Origin of the sequence: Streptomyces griseus subsp. griseus (assembly GCF_000720255.1) — a bacterium.
In the GTDB taxonomy this organism is placed as follows: Bacteria; Actinomycetota; Actinomycetes; order Streptomycetales; family Streptomycetaceae; genus Streptomyces; species Streptomyces griseus_I.
The window spans coordinates 28,806-44,883 of the sequence record NZ_JOJE01000009.1; the positions used below are offsets into that span (position 1 = coordinate 28,806).

General features: G+C 72.4%; 15 protein-coding genes. 10 read left to right on the forward strand and 5 right to left on the reverse strand.

From position 1 onward, the window contains the following. The first annotated feature begins 12 nt into the window (after positions 1-12). The 10 genes from IG99_RS14850 (at position 13) to IG99_RS14895 (ending at position 9,814) form a co-directional block, all read left to right on the forward strand. Positions 13-759 carry a hypothetical protein gene (locus tag IG99_RS14850; protein WP_037673995.1) on the forward strand — a complete coding sequence of 249 codons (747 nt, stop codon included), beginning with the start codon at positions 13-15 and terminating at the stop codon, positions 757-759. Beyond that, a complete protein-coding gene (locus IG99_RS14855; protein ID WP_037673996.1) occupies positions 756-2,024 on the forward strand; it encodes an ATP-binding protein in 1,269 nt (422 codons plus the stop codon). The genes IG99_RS14850 and IG99_RS14855 overlap by 4 nt, the downstream gene beginning before the upstream one ends. 69 nt (positions 2,025-2,093) lie before the next feature. After that, entirely contained in the window at positions 2,094-2,432 is a 339-nt protein-coding gene (locus IG99_RS14860; RefSeq protein WP_037673998.1) for an SH3 domain-containing protein, read from the forward strand. 67 nt (positions 2,433-2,499) lie between these two features. Continuing rightward, on the forward strand, positions 2,500-3,870 hold the full coding sequence (locus tag IG99_RS14865; RefSeq protein ID WP_037674001.1) for an FtsW/RodA/SpoVE family cell cycle protein: 1,371 nt from the start codon (positions 2,500-2,502) through the stop codon (positions 3,868-3,870). Next, entirely contained in the window at positions 3,867-5,324 is a 1,458-nt protein-coding gene (locus tag IG99_RS14870) for a penicillin-binding transpeptidase domain-containing protein (protein WP_037674003.1), read from the forward strand. Before IG99_RS14865 ends, IG99_RS14870 begins: the two co-directional genes overlap by 4 nt. Positions 5,325-5,369: 45 nt before the next feature. Continuing rightward, positions 5,370-5,879, forward strand: coding sequence for a DUF3291 domain-containing protein (locus tag IG99_RS14875; protein ID WP_037674007.1), 510 nt, complete (start codon positions 5,370-5,372; stop codon positions 5,877-5,879). A 694-nt stretch (positions 5,880-6,573) separates the two neighbouring features. Beyond that, positions 6,574-7,512 carry an AurF N-oxygenase family protein gene (locus IG99_RS14880; RefSeq protein ID WP_037674010.1) on the forward strand — a complete coding sequence of 313 codons (939 nt, stop codon included), beginning with the start codon at positions 6,574-6,576 and terminating at the stop codon, positions 7,510-7,512. A gap of 38 nt (positions 7,513-7,550) precedes the next feature. Then, positions 7,551-8,207, forward strand: coding sequence for a TetR/AcrR family transcriptional regulator (locus IG99_RS14885; protein WP_037674013.1), 657 nt, complete (start codon positions 7,551-7,553; stop codon positions 8,205-8,207). Between the two features lie 14 nt (positions 8,208-8,221). Further along, positions 8,222-8,551: a hypothetical protein gene (locus tag IG99_RS14890; RefSeq protein ID WP_037674016.1), complete on the forward strand. Its 330-nt coding sequence runs from the start codon at positions 8,222-8,224 to the stop codon at positions 8,549-8,551. A gap of 150 nt (positions 8,552-8,701) precedes the next feature. Further along, positions 8,702-9,814: a C40 family peptidase gene (locus IG99_RS14895; protein WP_078947729.1), complete on the forward strand. Its 1,113-nt coding sequence runs from the start codon at positions 8,702-8,704 to the stop codon at positions 9,812-9,814. Here IG99_RS14895 and IG99_RS14900 read toward each other — a convergent pair. The 5 genes from IG99_RS14900 to IG99_RS14920 are packed head-to-tail and all read right to left on the reverse strand — an operon-like array spanning position 9,811 to position 15,836. Further along, the gene (locus tag IG99_RS14900) at positions 9,811-11,064 is read right to left on the reverse strand and encodes a styrene monooxygenase/indole monooxygenase family protein (RefSeq protein ID WP_037674019.1); all 1,254 of its coding nucleotides are present in this window, start codon (positions 11,062-11,064) and stop codon (positions 9,811-9,813) included. The genes IG99_RS14895 and IG99_RS14900 overlap by 4 nt on opposite strands. A gap of 12 nt (positions 11,065-11,076) precedes the next feature. Beyond that, a complete protein-coding gene (locus tag IG99_RS14905) occupies positions 11,077-11,748 on the reverse strand; it encodes a GTP-binding protein (RefSeq protein WP_037674022.1) in 672 nt (223 codons plus the stop codon). Beyond that, complete coding sequence (locus tag IG99_RS14910) at positions 11,729-12,139, reverse strand: DUF742 domain-containing protein (protein WP_037674025.1); 411 nt, start codon at positions 12,137-12,139, stop codon at positions 11,729-11,731. Before IG99_RS14910 ends, IG99_RS14905 begins: the two co-directional genes overlap by 20 nt. Continuing rightward, positions 12,136-12,639 carry a roadblock/LC7 domain-containing protein gene (locus IG99_RS14915; protein WP_037674027.1) on the reverse strand — a complete coding sequence of 168 codons (504 nt, stop codon included), beginning with the start codon at positions 12,637-12,639 and terminating at the stop codon, positions 12,136-12,138. Before IG99_RS14915 ends, IG99_RS14910 begins: the two co-directional genes overlap by 4 nt. Beyond that, positions 12,636-15,836, reverse strand: coding sequence for a sensor histidine kinase (locus IG99_RS14920; protein ID WP_037674028.1), 3,201 nt, complete (start codon positions 15,834-15,836; stop codon positions 12,636-12,638). Before IG99_RS14920 ends, IG99_RS14915 begins: the two co-directional genes overlap by 4 nt. Between the last annotated feature and the right edge of the window lie 242 nt (positions 15,837-16,078).

The following is a 16,078-nucleotide window of genomic DNA, read 5'->3' on the forward strand; positions in this document are numbered from 1 at the left end:
CACAGGAGACCCGTGCCCCTCAGACGCCCCTCACGCGCCCTGCGCACCCTAGGTGCCGTCACCCTGCTGGCAGCCGCCACCGCGGCCTGCGGTGACACCGGTGGGCTGCGTGGCGCCGGGGCGACCCCGACCGCGATCAGCCCGGCCCGGCTCTGGCCGGACCTGCCGCCGGCGTCCTCCCCCGCCTTCGACTTCGACGAGGCGGAGACCGAGGTGGTGAAGGGGGTCAACGTGCCGGACGACGACATCCGCCGGGTGGACCCGGCCGCGATCGTGCGCGAGGAGATCGCCGGGAGCCCGGACGACTACGCGGGCGCGAAGGCGCCGTACCGGCAGACGACCGCGCGGATGGCCGACTGCGGGTCCGCGGGGGACCGCGCCAGGTGTCCCGTGCTGAAGCCGTACTACCGGGACCTGACCGGCGACGGGCGCGACGACCTGACCCTGGGCTTCCGGCTGCTGCCGGGCACACTGACGGCGGTCCGCGTCTACACCGTGGAGAAGCACCGGCTGGTGCGGGTCATGCACTACGAGGACGCCGTGAGCGCGGTCGAGCTGGCCGGGCGGTCCGTGATCGTCCGTTCGCCGTCGGACGTCGCGGGGTACGAGTACCGCCTCCAGTGGACCTGGGACGCGGAGCAGAACGCGCTGCTGCTCACCCACGACGAGATGCTCCGCAGCGACGGCCGGAAACACGCCCCGCACACCCCGCACTCCCCCCGGCCGTCGCAGTCGCCCTCCTCGGCGGCCTCCCGATGAGACTCGCGCTCCCCCAGTGGACCGCCACGCTCGCCGTGAAGGCCGCGGTCTTCATCACCGTTATGTGCTGCGCGCTGGCCGCCCTGCTCGGCGTCCTCGTGCATGTGCAGGTGACGAACCAGACCGTCGGCCAGGCCCGGGACCTCGCGCTGTCCCGGCTGACGGACGCGACGGCGGCGTTCGAGGCCGGGGACTCGCTGCGGCCGGGCGCGGCCGTCGACCCGGAGGGGCTGCCGGAGCCGCTGCGGGAGCTGGCGGCGGCCGGGGAGCGCGGGACGATGGTCGCCCAGCACCGCGGACGGCCCACGATGTGGGCGGCGGGCCCCGCCGACGGCGGACGCGCGCTGGCCGTCGCGGTCGACTACGGGCAGCAGGCCCGCACGATCCAGGGGCTGGACTCGGCCATCCAGTGGTCGTCCGGGCTGGCGATCGGGGCGACGCTGCTGGTGGGGGCGTTCGCGGTGACCCGGGTGACCGGGCGGCTGCACCAGACCGCGCGGGTGGCGCGGCGGATCAGCGCCGGTGACCTGGACGCGCGCGTGAACGACCCCCGTACGAAGCAGCCGGCGCAGCCGCAGGACGAGGTGGCCGCGGTCGCCGCGGCGCTGGACTCCATGGCGTCCTCGCTCCAGGGCAAGCTGCTGAGCGAGCAGCGGTTCACCGCCGACGTGGCGCACGAGCTGCGCACCCCGCTGACCGGTCTGCACGCGGCGGCGGAGCTGCTGCCCGCAGGCCGCCCGACGGAGCTGGTGCGCGACCGGGTGTCCGCGCTGCGCACCCTCACCGAGGACCTGCTGGAGATCTCCCGCCTGGACACCGGGCGGGAGCGGCTGGAGGCCGACACGGAGGAGCTCGGGGCGCTGGCCGAGCGGGTCGTGCGGGCCTCGGGGACCGACGTCGAGGTGCGGGTCGTGCGGGACGCGCGCGTGGAGACCGACCGGCGGCGGCTGGAGCGGGTGCTCGGCAACCTGGTCGCGAACGCGGACCGGCACGGGCGTCCGGCGGTGCTGTTGACGGTGGACGGCCCGGTGGTGACCGTGCGGGACCACGGGGACGGTTATCCGGAGTACCTCCTGACGCACGGGCCGCAGCGCTTTCGCACCGAGGGCGGGGCGAAGGGGCACGGGCTGGGGCTGACGATCGCCCTGGGGCAGGCGGAGGTGCTGGGCGCCCGGCTGGAGTTCGCCAACGCGCCGGACGGCGGGGCGGTGGCGACCCTGACCCTGCCTCAGCGGGGGCCGGGCGTCCCCGATGGCGCAGTGTGACGGGCGCTCTCCGTACACCCCTCCTAATGTGGCGATTGGTCAGCCTTACCCCCTTCCGGGAGGTATCCCATGTCCGCTCGTTCCCATGTCGCCCGCCTGCTCATAGCCACCGCCCTCGCCACCACCGCCGCCATCACCCCCGCCGCCGCCCAGGGCGGCGACACGCGCGCCCCGCGTCTGTACAAGGGGATCGTCACGGCGAACCGGCTGGTGCTGCGCAGCGAGCCGACCAGCGGCAGCCGGGCAGTCGGGGTCGCCCGGCGGGGCGACTACGTGACCATCTACTGCAGGACCACGGGCCAGAACGTGCGGGGCGACCGCACCTGGTACCGCCTCACGGACGGCGTCTGGGCCTGGGGGTCGGCCCGGTACATCGCCACCATCGGAGCGTCCCCACGATGGTGCTGACCCTCCGAAGGGCAACACTCAAGCCGCACGAACCTCACAAGAGGCTCTATTTGGGTAAGTTCCGGACATGACCAAGGTCGGCACCCCCCTGGCCGCGCCGGACGCGCCCGCGCCCACCGCGCGCCTCCCCCGGCGCCGGGGCGTCGAGCTCGCCCTCATTCTCGTGGCCCTCCTGCTGTCCGTGTACGGCTACTGCGCCGTCGGCATCGCCCGCAGCGGCACCCTCCCGCCCGGCGCCGCCGGTTACGGTGCCGGGCTCGGCGTGCTCGCCCTGCTGGCACACCTCGCGGTGCGCCTGCGCGCCCCGTACGCCGACCCGCTGCTGCTGCCCATCGGGGTGCTGCTCAACGGCCTCGGCCTGGTGCTGATCTACCGGCTCGACCTGGAGACCCCGGAGGACCGGGCCGCCCCCACCCAGCTGGTGTGGTCCACCCTCGGAGTGGGCCTGTTCATCGTGGTCGTCGCCGCCCTGCGCGACCACCGGATCCTCCAGCGCTACGCGTACGTCTGTGTGGTCGGCGCCCTCGCCCTGCTCACCATGCCGATCTTCTTCCCGGCGGTGAACGGCGCCCGGATCTGGATCCGGATCGCCGGGTTCTCCATCCAGCCGGGCGAGTTCGCAAAGGTCCTGCTGGCCGTCTTCTTCGCCGCCTACCTCGCCGCCAACCGCAACGCGCTGGCGTACACGGGCCGTACGGTCTGGAGGTTCACCCGGCTCCAACTGCCCACCGGGCGCGTACTCGGCCCGATCCTCGCCATCTGGCTGCTGAGCGTCGGCGTGCTGGTCCTGGAGCGCGACCTCGGCACCTCCCTGCTGTTCTTCGGCCTGTTCGTGATCCTGCTCTACGTCGCCACCGGCCGCACCGGCTGGATCGCGGTCGGCCTGCTGCTCGCGGTGCTCGGCGCGGTCGCCGTGGGCAGGCTGGAACCGCACGTGCACAGCAGGGTGGAGGACTGGCTGCATCCGTTCGCGACGATCGAGGCGGGCCAGGGCCCCAACCAGCTCGCGCAGTCCCTGTTCGCCTTCGCGGCCGGCGGGATCCTCGGCACCGGCCTCGGCCTCGGCCACTCCGTGCTCATCGGCTTCGCCACCAAGTCGGACTTCATCCTGGCCACCGCGGGCGAGGAGCTCGGTCTGGCCGGCCTCAGCGCGATCTTCCTCCTCTACGGCCTCCTCGTGGAACGCGGCTACCGGGCGGGCCTCGACCTGCGCGACCCCTTCGGCCGGCTGCTCGCGGTGGGCCTCGCGTCGATCTGGGCACTCCAGGTGTTCGTGATCGCCGGCGGGGTGACCGGGCTGATCCCGCTGACCGGCATGGCGATGCCGTTCCTGGCCCAGGGCGGCTCGTCGGTCGTCACCAACTGGGCGATCGTGGCCCTGCTGATCCGGGTGAGCCATTCGGCCCGCCGGCAGTACGACGGACAGGCTGTCCTGTGACCCGGCACATCCGGCACGCGGCCGCCTTCTGCGCCCTGCTGCTCCTGGCGCTCCTGGCCAACGCCGCCCGCGTCCAGGTCGTCCAGGCCGGTTCCTACAACGACAACCCGGCCAACCGCCGCCCCGACATCGCCCGTTACCGGCAGCCGCGCGGGAACATCCTGATCGGCGACCGGCCGGTCACCGGCTCCCGGGACACCGGCGGCCGACTCCGCCACGAACGGACGTACCCCGAGGGGCCGTTGTACGCGCCGGTCACCGGCTACTCCTCACAGAGGTACGGCACGACCCTCCTGGAGCACACCGAGGACGGCGTACTGTCCGGCACCGACCCGCTGCTCACCCCGCTCCCCCTCTTCACCGACGTGACCCGCGCCCGCAACCCCGGCGGAGACGTCGTCACGACCCTCAACCAGGCCGCGCAGCAGGCGGCGTACCAGGGGCTGGGCGGCCGGAAGGGCGCGGTGGCGGCGATCGAGCCGGCGACCGGGCGGATCCTGGCACTGGTCTCCGCCCCCTCCTACGACCCGTCGGAACTGTCCGGCAACGGCCCGGCGACGGCCCGTGCCTGGGCGCGGCTGACCGGCGACCCGGACAAGCCGATGCTCAACCGGGCCGTACGGCAGACGTATCCGCCCGGTTCGACGTTCAAGGTGGTCACGGCGGCGGCCGCGCTGGACGCGGGGGTGGTCCGGGACGTCGACGCGCCCACCGGCTCCCCCGCCCCGTACACCCTGCCCGGGACGAGGACCCGCCTGGCCAACGAGGCCGAGGGCTGCGAGGACGCGCCGCTGCGGGTCGCCTTCCAGTGGTCGTGCAACACGGTGTTCGCGAAGCTCGGCGTGGACGTCGGCGTGGACGACATGGTGTCCACGGCGCAGGCCTTCGGCTTCAACGACCCGGACCTGCGGATCCCGTTCTCGGTGGCGCGCAGCACCTTCGACACGTCCGTGGACCGGGCGCAGCTGGCGCTGTCGTCGATCGGCCAGTACAACACGCGGGCCACACCGCTGCAGATGGCGATGGTCGCGGCGGCGGTGGCCAACGGGGGTCAGCTGCGGACTCCGTACCTGGTGGAGCGCAGGCTGCGGGCGAACGGGGCGACGGTGTCGACGGCCGGTTCGCGTCCGGCGCGCCAGGTGATGCGGCCGGCGACCGCGGCCCGGTTGCGGCAGCTGATGAGGGATGTGGTGCGGGAGGGCACCGGCACGAACGCCGCGATCCGCGGCGCGACCGTCGGCGGCAAGACCGGCACCGCCCAGCACGGCCTGGGCAACGCGGGGACGCCGTACGCCTGGTTCGTGTCGTGGGCGCAGAGCCACACCGCCCTCCAGGCGGAGGTCGCGGTCGCGGTGGTCGTCGAGGACGCCTCGGGCAACCGGGGGGAGATCACCGGGGGCGGGATGGCGGCGCCGATCGCCCGGGCGGTCATGGAGGCGGTGCTCAACTCGTGAGACGGGGGCTGTCGGAGGCGTGGAGGGCCGACCTAACGTTCGGTCATGACTGACTCAGCAGCCGCGTTCGAACTCGCCCAGGTCAACATCTCCCGCCTCAAGGCCCCGTTGGATTCGCCTCAGTTGAAGGACTTCGTCGACAACCTCGACCCTGTGAACGCCGACGCCGACACCGCCGACGGCTTCGTCTGGCGACTGCAGAGCGAGGACGGCGACGCGACGGACATCGAGGTCTTCGGCGACGCATGGCTGATCATCAACATGTCGGTGTGGCGGGACGCCGACGCCCTGACCGCCTACATGTACCAGGGCCGGCACCGCGAGATGCTGGCCCGCCGCCGCGAGTGGTTCGAGCGTGTGCAGGAGGCGATGACGACCCTGTGGTGGGTCCCGGCGGGTCACCGCCCCACCGTCGCCGAGGCGGAGGCGCGCCTGCTGCACCTGCGCACCCACGGCCCGACGCCGTACGCCTTCACCCTTCGGGTGTCCTTCCCGCCCGGCGCCGGGGAGCCGGTCGCCCTGGACGTCCCGGACGGCCTGGGCTGCCCCGCCTAGGCGGTCCTCCCGGGGAGCGGTTCCCGTCGGCTCAGCCACTCCTCCGGCATCCGGTCGACCCCTGTACGCGCCGCGACGACACCGCCCGTGATGGCACACGTGGTCGACGTCACCCAAGCCCTCGGCGGTGGTCCACAGCGCGGAGACCAGGTCGTCCGGGTGCCGGGCCGCCGACCACGCGGCGAAGGGGACGGTGTCGTCGGCCCGGATCCGCTGTCCGTTGCCCGGCAGGTCCGAGCCTTCCAGGGTTCGATGGTGAAGGGCAGCCCCGCCGCCCGGACGAGCCCTGCCCGCAGGGCGCTGTCGGGCGTCAGGGGCGCCAACTCCTCGCGGGTCGGCGCGGAACCACGCGCCGAGGGGCGCCGCCCGTATCGCCGCGCCGCTGCCGGAACCCCAGCCCTGGCCCGAGTTGGCGCGCACTCTGTTCGGCGGCGAAATACTGACGCGGTTCACGGAACAGCGGGAACCAGCGCTCCCCGAACGCGCCACCGAGGGCGAGGCCCGCGGACAGTGGCGCGGTCGGCGGGAGTCGTTCGGCCCGTGTCCCGGATGCGGGGGTGCCCCACACCTGGATCGAACGTCGGCCAACAAGTCGTGCGCGAGGGATTGACGGGCTTGCTGACAGGCAGTCTCATAAGGAGCGAGTGAACCGCCGGTAACCGGACACGCCCCCGTACGACGAGGTGGAACAGCGATGACGACCCAGACGGAAGCCGACGCGCTCGACGGGCCGCGGGACGCGCTCGGCCTGCTCAAGGACCGCGAGCAGGTGGCCGAGCGGCTGCTCGTCTCTTCCGCCAAGCACTCCTACGACCCGGACGAGGAACTCGACTGGGACGCGCCCTTCGAGGAGGGCAAGTGGTTCTGGCCGCCGGAGCTGGTGTCGCTGTACGGCACGCCGATGTGGAAGCGGATGAGCGAGGAGCAGCGGATCCTGCTCTCCCGGCACGAGGCCGCCGCACTCGCCTCGCTCGGCATCTGGTTCGAGATCATCCTCATGCAGCTGCTCGTGCGGCACATCTACGACAAGTCCGCCACGAGCGCGCACGTGCGCTACGCCCTCACCGAGATCGAGGACGAGTGCCGGCACTCGAAGATGTTCGCGCGGCTGATCACCCGCGGTGAGACCCCGTGGTATCCGGTGAGCCGGGCGCACCAGCGGCTGGGGCGCCTGTTCAAGACCATCTCCACCACACCGGGGTCCTTCACCGCCACCCTGCTCGGCGAGGAGGTGCTCGACTGGATGCAGCGGCTGACGTTCCCGGACGAGCGGGTCCAGCCGCTGATCCGGGGTGTCACGCGCATCCATGTGGTCGAGGAGGCCCGGCATGTGCGGTACGCCCGTGAGGAGCTGCGGCGCCAGATGGTGACGGCGCCGAGGTGGTCGCAGGAGTTCACCCGGGTCACCTCCGGTGAGTTCGCGCGGGTGTTCTCCGTCGCCTTCGTGAATCCGGAGGTGTACACGAATGTGGGGCTGGACCAGCGTGAGGCCATGGCGCAGGTGAAGGCGAGCGGTCATCGACGGGAGGTCATGCAGACGGGGGCGAAGCGGCTGACCGACTTCCTGGACGACATCGGGGTGCTGCGGGGAGTGGGCAGGAAGCTGTGGAGGTCGTCGGGACTGCTGGCTTGAGGCAGTCTCCACGCCGGCCTGCGATTACCCTGCAAGGCATGACCCCGCCCGCCGCCTCACCCGCCTACCGTCGGCTCGGTGTCGAGGAGCGACGCAGCCAGCTCCTCGACGCCGCGCTGAACCTCTTCGCGCACCGCGCCCCCGAGGACGTCTCCCTCGATGACGTGGCGGAGGCGGCCGGAGTGTCCCGTCCGCTGGTGTACCGGTACTTCCCTGGTGGCAAGCAACAGCTGTACGAGGCCGCCCTGCGGTCCGCCGCGGAGGAGCTGCGCCAGTGCTTCGACGAGCCGCGCGAGGGCCCGCTCCTCCCCCGCCTCGGACGCGCCCTCGACCGCTACCTCACCTTCGTCGACGAGCACGACGCCGGCTTCACCGCCCTGCTCCAGGGCGGCAGCGTCGTGGAGACGTCCCGCACGACCGCCATCGTGGACGGGGTGCGGCGGGCCGCCGCCGAGCACATCATGAGCCACCTGGAGATCACCGGCCCGGGGCCCCGGCTGCGCATGACCGTCCGGATGTGGATCACCGCCGTGGAGGCGGCCTCCCTGATCTGGCTCGACGAGGACAAGCAGCCGCCCGCCGACGAGCTGCGGGACTGGCTGGTGGAACAGTTCGTCGCCCTGCTCACCGTCACCGCGCGCCGGGACGCGCAGACCGCCGAGCTGGTGCGGGGTGCGCTCGCCGCGGAGACCTGACCGACACTGGTGCCGTGAAGAGCGAAGACACCCCCTTCGAGGGCGGGCCCATGGACGGCCGCGTCCTGCCCGTGCTCGTCGGCCCCACCGGCCAGCCTCCGAAGACGTACCGCATCCCCGTCCCCGACGCGGCCGGCGGCCCGCCCACCGTGCTGGTCTACCGGCGCGCGCCCCGGGGGCACAGCAAGCGCCTGGGGCTGCCCCAGGGCTGGAAGTACGAGTACGACCCCGAGGCCAGGAAGGGCGCCGGCCGCCCGAGGTGGCCCTGGTCGAAGCCGGACACTCCGCCCCGCACCGATCCAGACACCACGCCGGGCGGCAAGCCGGATGACGCGGACGAGTGACCGGGTTGCGCCGGATCGCGCACGCACGAGGTGCGGGGCACGAGCGGCCGTCGGATGCTCAGGTGCGGAGGGAGGCGGAGAAACCGCCTGCCCCACACCGGAGGTGATGACGTGTCAGGCAGGATGCTGCGTGTGGTCTGTACGGCGGCGATGGCGGCCCACATCGCCCTCGCACCGGTGCCCGCGGCGGCCGCCCCGGAACCGGACGGGCGCACCTCGGCCGCTCCGGAAGTCGACGATCGGTCCATGACAAGTCTGCTGACGGACCTTCAGCAGTTGTACCGCCAGGCCGAGCAGGCCACCGAGTCCTACAACACCACCGAGGAGAAGCTGAAGCGGCAACGCACGGAGACCGACCGGCTGGAGCGCGAACTCGCCCACGCCCGCCTCTCCCTGCACGACAGCCGGGGCGCGGCCGGCCGCCTGGCCCGCCAGCAGTACCAGGGCACCTCCGGCATCTCCCCCTACGTACGCCTCCTCCTCGCCCGCGACCCCCAGCACGCGCTCGACCAGGGCCACGTGATCGGCCGGTTGGCGCGGGAGCGCGCGAAGACGGTGGGCCGCCTGACGGGAACCGAACACCGGGCCGACGAGCTCGCCCGCAGGGCCCGCAAGGCACTGGACGACCAGCTCACCCTCGCCGACCGCCAGAAGAAGGAGCGGGACCGGGTCCGCGCCCGGCTCGACGAGGTCGAGAGACTGCTCGCCTCCCTCACCACCGACCAGCTGACCGCCCTGGCCGACCTGGAACGCGACGGCGTCGACCAGGCCCAGCACACCCTCATGGCCTCCGGCGCCCTCAGCACCCCCCGCGAGCCCTCCCCGTCCGGCAACCGCGCCCTGCGCTACGCCGCCCAGCAACTCGGCAAACCCTACGAGTGGGGCGCGGAGGGCCCCACGTCGTACGACTGCTCCGGCCTGACCTCCCAGGCCTGGGCCGACGCCGGCACCCCCATCCCCCGCACCAGCCAACAACAATGGGCGCAGCTCCCCAGGATCCCCCTGGAGGAGCTGCGCCCCGGCGACCTCGTCATCTACTTCCCCGACGCCACCCACGTGGCGATCTACGCGGGCGAGGGCTGGGTGATCCAGGCGCCCCGAACGGGTGAGACGGTCAAGCTCTCCCCCATCGCATCGAATCCGGTACTGGGAGCAGTACGCCCGGACGGAGATGCCCAGGGGCGCGAGGCTGAGACATTTGCGGCTCCGCCGCGTGGGCGCGACCAGCCACAAGACGACCCGCAGCCGCCGTCGAACCCCTAGGCTCCCGAAACCGACGCGAGATACGCCCCCGCCTTCTCCGGCTCATAGAAGAAGTTCTCGAAGTCGGAGGGATCGTTGAACCCATTGGCGAATCGATCCGCCACAGGCTGCAACTGCCCCGCCGCTCCGATCAGGTTCAGGATGTGCTCCGGCGGCGGGGCCAGCATCGCGTTCGTCCACTTCGTCACATGCCGCGCCGTGTCCCAGTACCGCTCGAACGTCGCCCGCATCCACTCCTCGTCGAACTTCTTCTCCCCCTGTTCGAGGATCGACGCGAGGTAGGAAGCCGCGCACTTGGACGCGGAGTTGGAGCCCTGCCCGGTGATCGGGTCGTTGGCGACGACGACGTCGGCGACACCGAGCACCAGGCCGCCACCGGGCAGCCGTCCGATCGGATTGCGCACGGTCGGCGCGTACCGGCCGGCCAGCGTGCCACCGGCGTCCGTCAGCTCGACCTTGGTGGCCCGCGCGTACTCCCACGGCGTGAACTTCTCCATGAGTTCCAGGGTCAGGGAGAGGTGCTCAGCCGGGTCCTTGACGCCGTTGAAGACGTCGAGCGGGCCGCCGGGTATGCCCTCCCAGAAGAGGATGTCCGCGCGGCCGGAGGTCGTGAGCGTCGGCATGACGAACAGCTCACCGACGCCGGGGACCAGGTTGCAGCGGACCGCCTCGAACTCCGGGTGCTCCGGGCGCGGGCCCAGCCCGTGCACGTAGGACACCGCGAGGGCGCGCTGCGGCTCGCTGTACGGGGAGCGCTCGGCGTCACGGCCGAACATCGACACCAGCTCGCCCTTGCCGGCCGACACCAGCACCAGGTCGTACGTACGGGAGAAGTAGTCGAGGTCGGAGACGGCGGCGCCGTGGATGACGAGCTGGCCGCCGCGCTGGGCGAAGGTCTCCATCCAGCCGGCCATCTTCACGCGCTGGTCGACGGACTGGGCGTATCCGTCCAGCTTGCCCACCCAGTCGATCGCGCGCTGGGTGGGGCCCGGGTCGTGGGACCCGGGGGCCGCGACCGAGACGCCGAGTCCTTCGATCTTCGGAGCCTGGTTCTCCCAGAAGTTCAGCTGGAGATCGCGCTCGTGCTGGAGGGCCGTGTGGAACATGCACTGCGTCGACATGACCCGGCCGGCGCGGATCTCGTCCGCCGTCCGGTTGGACATCAGGGTGACCTCGTACCCGTGCGACTGGAGGCCGAGGGCGAGCTGGAGTCCGGACTGACCGGCTCCGACGACGAGTATCTTCCGCATGCGGGGGACTTCCTACTCGGGGGTTTCGTCGAGCGCGTGGCCCACCAGGGCCAGGAGGGTCTCGATCACAGAGATCCGGCGCCGCGCGTCCATGATCATGACAGGTACGCGCGCGGGGATCGTCAGCGCCTCCCGCACGTCCTCCGGCTCGAACCGCTCGCTGCCGTCGAAGTGGTTGACGGCCACGACGTACGGCAGCCCGCAGCTCTCGAAGTAGTCCAGCGCGGGGAAGCTGTCCTTGAGGCGGCGGGTGTCGGCCATGACGACCGCGCCGATCGCGCCACGCACCAGGTCGTCCCACATGAACCAGAACCGTTGCTGGCCCGGCGTGCCGAACAGGTAGAGCACCAGGTCGTCGTCGAGCGTGAGGCGGCCGAAGTCCATGGCCACGGTCGTGGTGAGCTTGCCGGGCGTGGCGGTGAGGTCGTCGACCTCCTCGCTGGCCTCGGTCATCAGCGCCTCCGTCTGCAGGGGCGTGATCTCCGAGACGGCGGTGACGAGCGTGGTCTTGCCGACGCCGAAGCCGCCCGCCACGACGATCTTCGTGGCGATCGGGGCGCGGGTGCGGTCCGTCTGCCAGGGCTGCAGGGTCTCGTCGGGCTCGGGTTCGACGGGAGGTTCGCCGCCGCGAGGTGCGACGCGGGGGGAGACACCACGAGCGGCGTCAGAGACGACGGAGTCCACTCAGCACCCTTTCCAGCAGAGCTCGGTCCGGGCGGCCGGTGCCGTGTCCCGTCCCGGTTCCGTACACACGGATCTTTCCCTGGTCCGCAAGGTCGCTGAGCAACACGCGGACCACGCCGAGCGGCATCCTCAGCAGCGCGGCGATCTCGGCCACCGTGCGCATCCGGCGGCACAGTTCGACGATGGCCCGCATCTCCGGCATGACGGCCGTCTTGAGCGAACCGTTCGTCAATTCCTTGCGCTCCTCGGGCGCGTCCAGCGCGGCCACGAACGTCTCGACGAGGAGGACGTGGCCGAAGCGGGTACGGCCGCCGGTGAGCGAGTAGGGGCGGACGCGGGCGGGCTTGCGGTCGCCGCCGCGGACGGGCAGCCTCTTCGGCGCGGTGCTCATCGGGTGCTCCCCGCCGACTCGTTCTCCATGGACTGCCGTAGCTCGCTGCGGAGTTCGGGCGTCAGCACGTGGCCGGCGCGGCCGACGAAGAGCGCCATGTGGTACGCCACCACGCTCATGTCGCTGTCCGCGGAGCCGTGCACGCCGAGCAGGGAGCCGTCGCTGATCGACATCACGAAGAGACTGCCCTCATCCATCGCGACCATCGTGTGCCTGACCCCGCCGAACTCCATCAGCTTGGCGGCGCCGATGGTGAGGCTGCCGATGCCGGAGACGATGGTGGCGAGGTCGGCGGAGGAACCGCGCGGGCCGGCGGGTTTGCCGGTCCGCGCCTTGCGGGCCTCGGCGTTCCGGCCGGGGTCGGAGGAGAGGAGGAGCAGGCCGTCGGAGGAGACCACCGCGACCGACTGGATGCCCGGCACCTCCTCGACGAGATTCGTCAGTAGCCAGTGCAGGTTGCGGGCTTCACTGCTCAGTCCGAAGGTACTGGGCGCGGTCAACTGCTTGCCTCCTCGACTGTGCCCCCCGTGTCTTCTTCGGCATGTGCGTGCTGCGGTGCGGGTGACGAGGCCTCGCCGGGCACCGGGGGTGCCTGGTTCTGACCGGTCCTCTCGGCGATCTCCGCCTCCACGTCGCGGTACCCCGCCTCCGCCCCCCGGCGGAAGCCACCGAGTCGGCGACGCAGCGCCTCGGCGTCGACGGAACCGGTGCGCTGCCGCGGCGGTGCGGCAGGCGCGTTGATCTTCGGTGTCCGCTTGGGCAGCCCCTTGTCGGTGAGCACGTCCTCGGGCTCGTCCGGAACACGTTCATGCACCGCCTCGGCTTCCCCGTCGGTTCCCGCCGACGGGAAAGGGGAGGCAGAGGTCGCGGGCCGCTCGGGCTCGGCGGCCGGGGGCGGCCAGGACGCGGCGGTCGTGGACTGCCCGGCCTCGGAGGTCGCGGGCCGACCGGACGCCCCTTCGAGTACGGCCCGCAGGGCGGCCCTGCGCTCACGGGCGGTTTGCCCGGCGGTCGGAGCGCGCTCCTCCTCCCCGGGCGCACGCTGCTCGGGCGCTTCGGTCACGGGCGCCGGGGAGTCGGGGGTAGGCGGCGTCGGCTCGGCGGGAGTCTGGAGCGGGAGCAGCAGCTCCATCGTGGTCTCGGCCGGACGCTCCCGAACGGGTTCCGGCTCGGACGCCGGCTCCTCGGGGACGACCGTCTCCGGCTCGGGTCCGTTCTCCTGCTCCGGCTCGGACGCGACCGCTTCGGCCTGCTCGGCCTCGCGCCCGCGATCGGCGTCGAACGCTGCCGTTTCCGGCTCCCGTGCCACCGACTCCGCCGGTACGGCGCTCCGCGCGTCCCCGGTCGCCTCTACGGGCTCCTCGGCCTCCGCGGCCTCCGCGCCCGCCTCGGCCTCCGTGGCCCCCGCGTCCGGCTCCGCCTCCGCCGCGCTCTCCGTCCCCGCGTCGTCGGAGTCTCGTACGGCCTTCTCCGCCAGGCTCACCAGCGGGTCCGCGCCCGCCGAGCGGCCGGAGAGGACATTGGAGTTGGCCTCGGCGTCGGCGCCCGGGAGGGAGAAGGTGTGGGCCGTGCCGACGAGCGGCGAGGACGACGAGGAGGGGACGGCGGCTGAGGGGGCCGGTGCGAGGAGGGACTGGGGAAGGACGACGACCGCGGCGATACCGCCCTGCTTCTGCTCGCGCAGCTGGACGCGGACGCCGTGGCGGTGGGCGAGGCGGGCGACGACGTAGAGGCCGAGGCCGAGACCCTCCTCGCCCTCCTGGTCGTAGGGCGTCTCCGGGTCGAACTCGGAGAGGCGGCTGTTGAGGCGGGTGAGACGGTCTCCCGTCATCCCGATGCCCTCGTCCTGCACGGAGAGCATGACCTCGCCGTTCTCCAGCAGCCAGCCGGAGACCTCGACGGGCAGGTCGGGCGGGGAGAACGACGTGGCGTTCTCCATGAGTTCGGCCAGCAGGTGGGAGAGGTCGTCCGCGGCGAAGCCGGCGATGTGCGCGTGCGGCGGCAGGGCCGCGATGCGGACCCGCTCGTAGCGCTCGATCTCGCTGACCGCCGCTCGGACCACGTCGACGAGCGGCACCGGACCGGCGCTCTGCTGGACGTGCTCCGTACCGGCCAGCACGAGGAGGTTCTCGCTGTGCCGGCGCATGACCGTGGCGAAGTGGTCGAGCTTGAAGAGCGTGGCGAGGCGTTCGGGGTCCTGCTCGCGCTCCTCCAGGTTCTCGATGACGGCGAGCTGCCGTTCGACGAGGCCCAGCGTGCGCAGGGCGAGATTGACGAACGTGCCGCCGATGCTGCCCCGCAGCCGCTCCAGCTGTGCCGCGGAGTCGCTCAGTTCGGCGCGCAGCTCCTCGCGGGCGTCGGCCATCTTCTGGCGCTGTCCGACGAGGTGCTTGCGGTCGTCCTCCAGGGTGGCGACCCGCTCGTGGAGGGCGACGGCGTGCGCGTGCAGGGCGTTGACGGAGCGGACGACCTGGGCGTACTCGTCGTTGCGGCCGGTGAACTTCACCGGCTCCTCGGCCGCCGGGTTCTCCGCCCCGGCGAGGCGGGCCGAACCGAGCCGCAGGACGGCGAGCGGGCGGGTGAGGCTGCGGGCCATGGCGGTGGCCATGCCGACCGCCACCAGCATCAGCACGCCCAGCGCGGCGATCCGGATCTCCAGCGCCGTGACGTCGTCGTCCCGCAGCTTCTCGAGGTCCTTGGTGCGGTGGTCGAAGAGGGAGGACTCCACGCCCCGCATCGCGTCGACGCGGCCGGACAGGGCCTCGTCCAGCTTCTTGGTGTCGGTGCCGAGCTCGTCGTCGCTCAGTCGCGGCTGGTCGGTGAGGGAGGCGAGGTAGCCGTCGGCGGACTGGACCTCGGAGCCGGTGACCGTGGAGTCGTACGACGACACGGCCTCCTTGGGCGCGCTGTCCCGGAAATCGGCGAGGGCGGCGTCGGAACGCAGCCTGGCCTGCTGGGCGGCGGCGCTGAGCGCGTCGCGCTGCTTGGTGTCGGCCTGGGAGGAGACGCGCTGGGTGCTCGCGACGCCGGTGAGCGGGTTGATGACCGTCTGCTTGCTCGTCGGCACGTTGAGGGCGGCGAGGAGCAGCCCGCGGGCGGCGGCCGACTGCTGCACGGCCGCGTCGAGCTCGGCGAGGGAGTACGTGCCGGAGCCGGCGCGGGGCGGCATCTGGGCGGCCAGCTGCTCGGCGAGGCGGTGGAGCGCGGTGATGGTGGCGGAGTACGCCTGGTGCGCCTCGAGGGCGCTGTCCTTGCCGGTGAGGGCGGACCGGCGGACGGTGGCGATCGCGTCGAGGTCGGCGCGTACCGCGGAGGGCGTGTCCGGGTCGGCGCGCATCTCCTCGACCTGCCGGTCGACACGGGCGCCGCGCTGCTCGGAGGGCGCCTCGGACTTGACGCGGCCGGCCGCGATGTAGGAGGTGATCTCGTCGCGTTCGTCGGCGAGCGAGTGGGCGAGGGTGAGCGCGTCCTGGGTCTGCTCGGCGAGGACCACCAGGTCCTGGGAGTCCTTGAGCTGCTCGGAGGCGGCCAGGATCGAGGGGGCGCCGGCTCCGGCGATGGCGGCGGCCACGACGGCGACGGCGACGATCAGCCGGTTGCGTACGTGGGTGGGGCGGCCCGTGCCGACGGGGGTGCGCTCCGCGTCCCCCTCGGGGGCCGTCTGCCTGCCTGTGCGCCGCGGCCGCGTCTTCTGCACCGGTGCTCGCATTCCTGACTCGTGTGCCCATGGGTCGGGGTGACTCTTCGTCAACTGCTGCGTACGTCTTCCCCCGCGCTCTCAGCGTCGGTCGAGCAGGGGGCCCCACCGGTCCCCGACCCTCCCAGCGCCGATGGGCAGTGGCCGCGCATCACCTGACCCGCCACCCGAAGGAGTGAACATGTAAGGAGAGTTGGCGGGCAAGTTCCTCCGGCGTGTGCGACGGCCTTGTGCGGTGGGCC

Coding starts and splice junctions, on each gene's coding strand:
- IG99_RS14855 (WP_037673996.1), top strand. CDS start 756: ATGAGACTCGCGCTCCCCCAGTGGACCGCCACGCTCGCCGTGAAGGCC.
- IG99_RS14860 (WP_037673998.1), top strand. CDS start 2,094: ATGTCCGCTCGTTCCCATGTCGCCCGCCTGCTCATAGCCACCGCCCTC.
- IG99_RS14865 (WP_037674001.1), top strand. CDS start 2,500: ATGACCAAGGTCGGCACCCCCCTGGCCGCGCCGGACGCGCCCGCGCCC.
- IG99_RS14875 (WP_037674007.1), top strand. CDS start 5,370: ATGACTGACTCAGCAGCCGCGTTCGAACTCGCCCAGGTCAACATCTCC.
- IG99_RS14880 (WP_037674010.1), top strand. CDS start 6,574: ATGACGACCCAGACGGAAGCCGACGCGCTCGACGGGCCGCGGGACGCG.
- IG99_RS14885 (WP_037674013.1), top strand. CDS start 7,551: ATGACCCCGCCCGCCGCCTCACCCGCCTACCGTCGGCTCGGTGTCGAG.
- IG99_RS14895 (WP_078947729.1), top strand. CDS start 8,702: ATGGCGGCCCACATCGCCCTCGCACCGGTGCCCGCGGCGGCCGCCCCG.
- IG99_RS14900 (WP_037674019.1), bottom strand. CDS start 11,064: ATGCGGAAGATACTCGTCGTCGGAGCCGGTCAGTCCGGACTCCAGCTC.
- IG99_RS14910 (WP_037674025.1), bottom strand. CDS start 12,139: ATGAGCACCGCGCCGAAGAGGCTGCCCGTCCGCGGCGGCGACCGCAAG.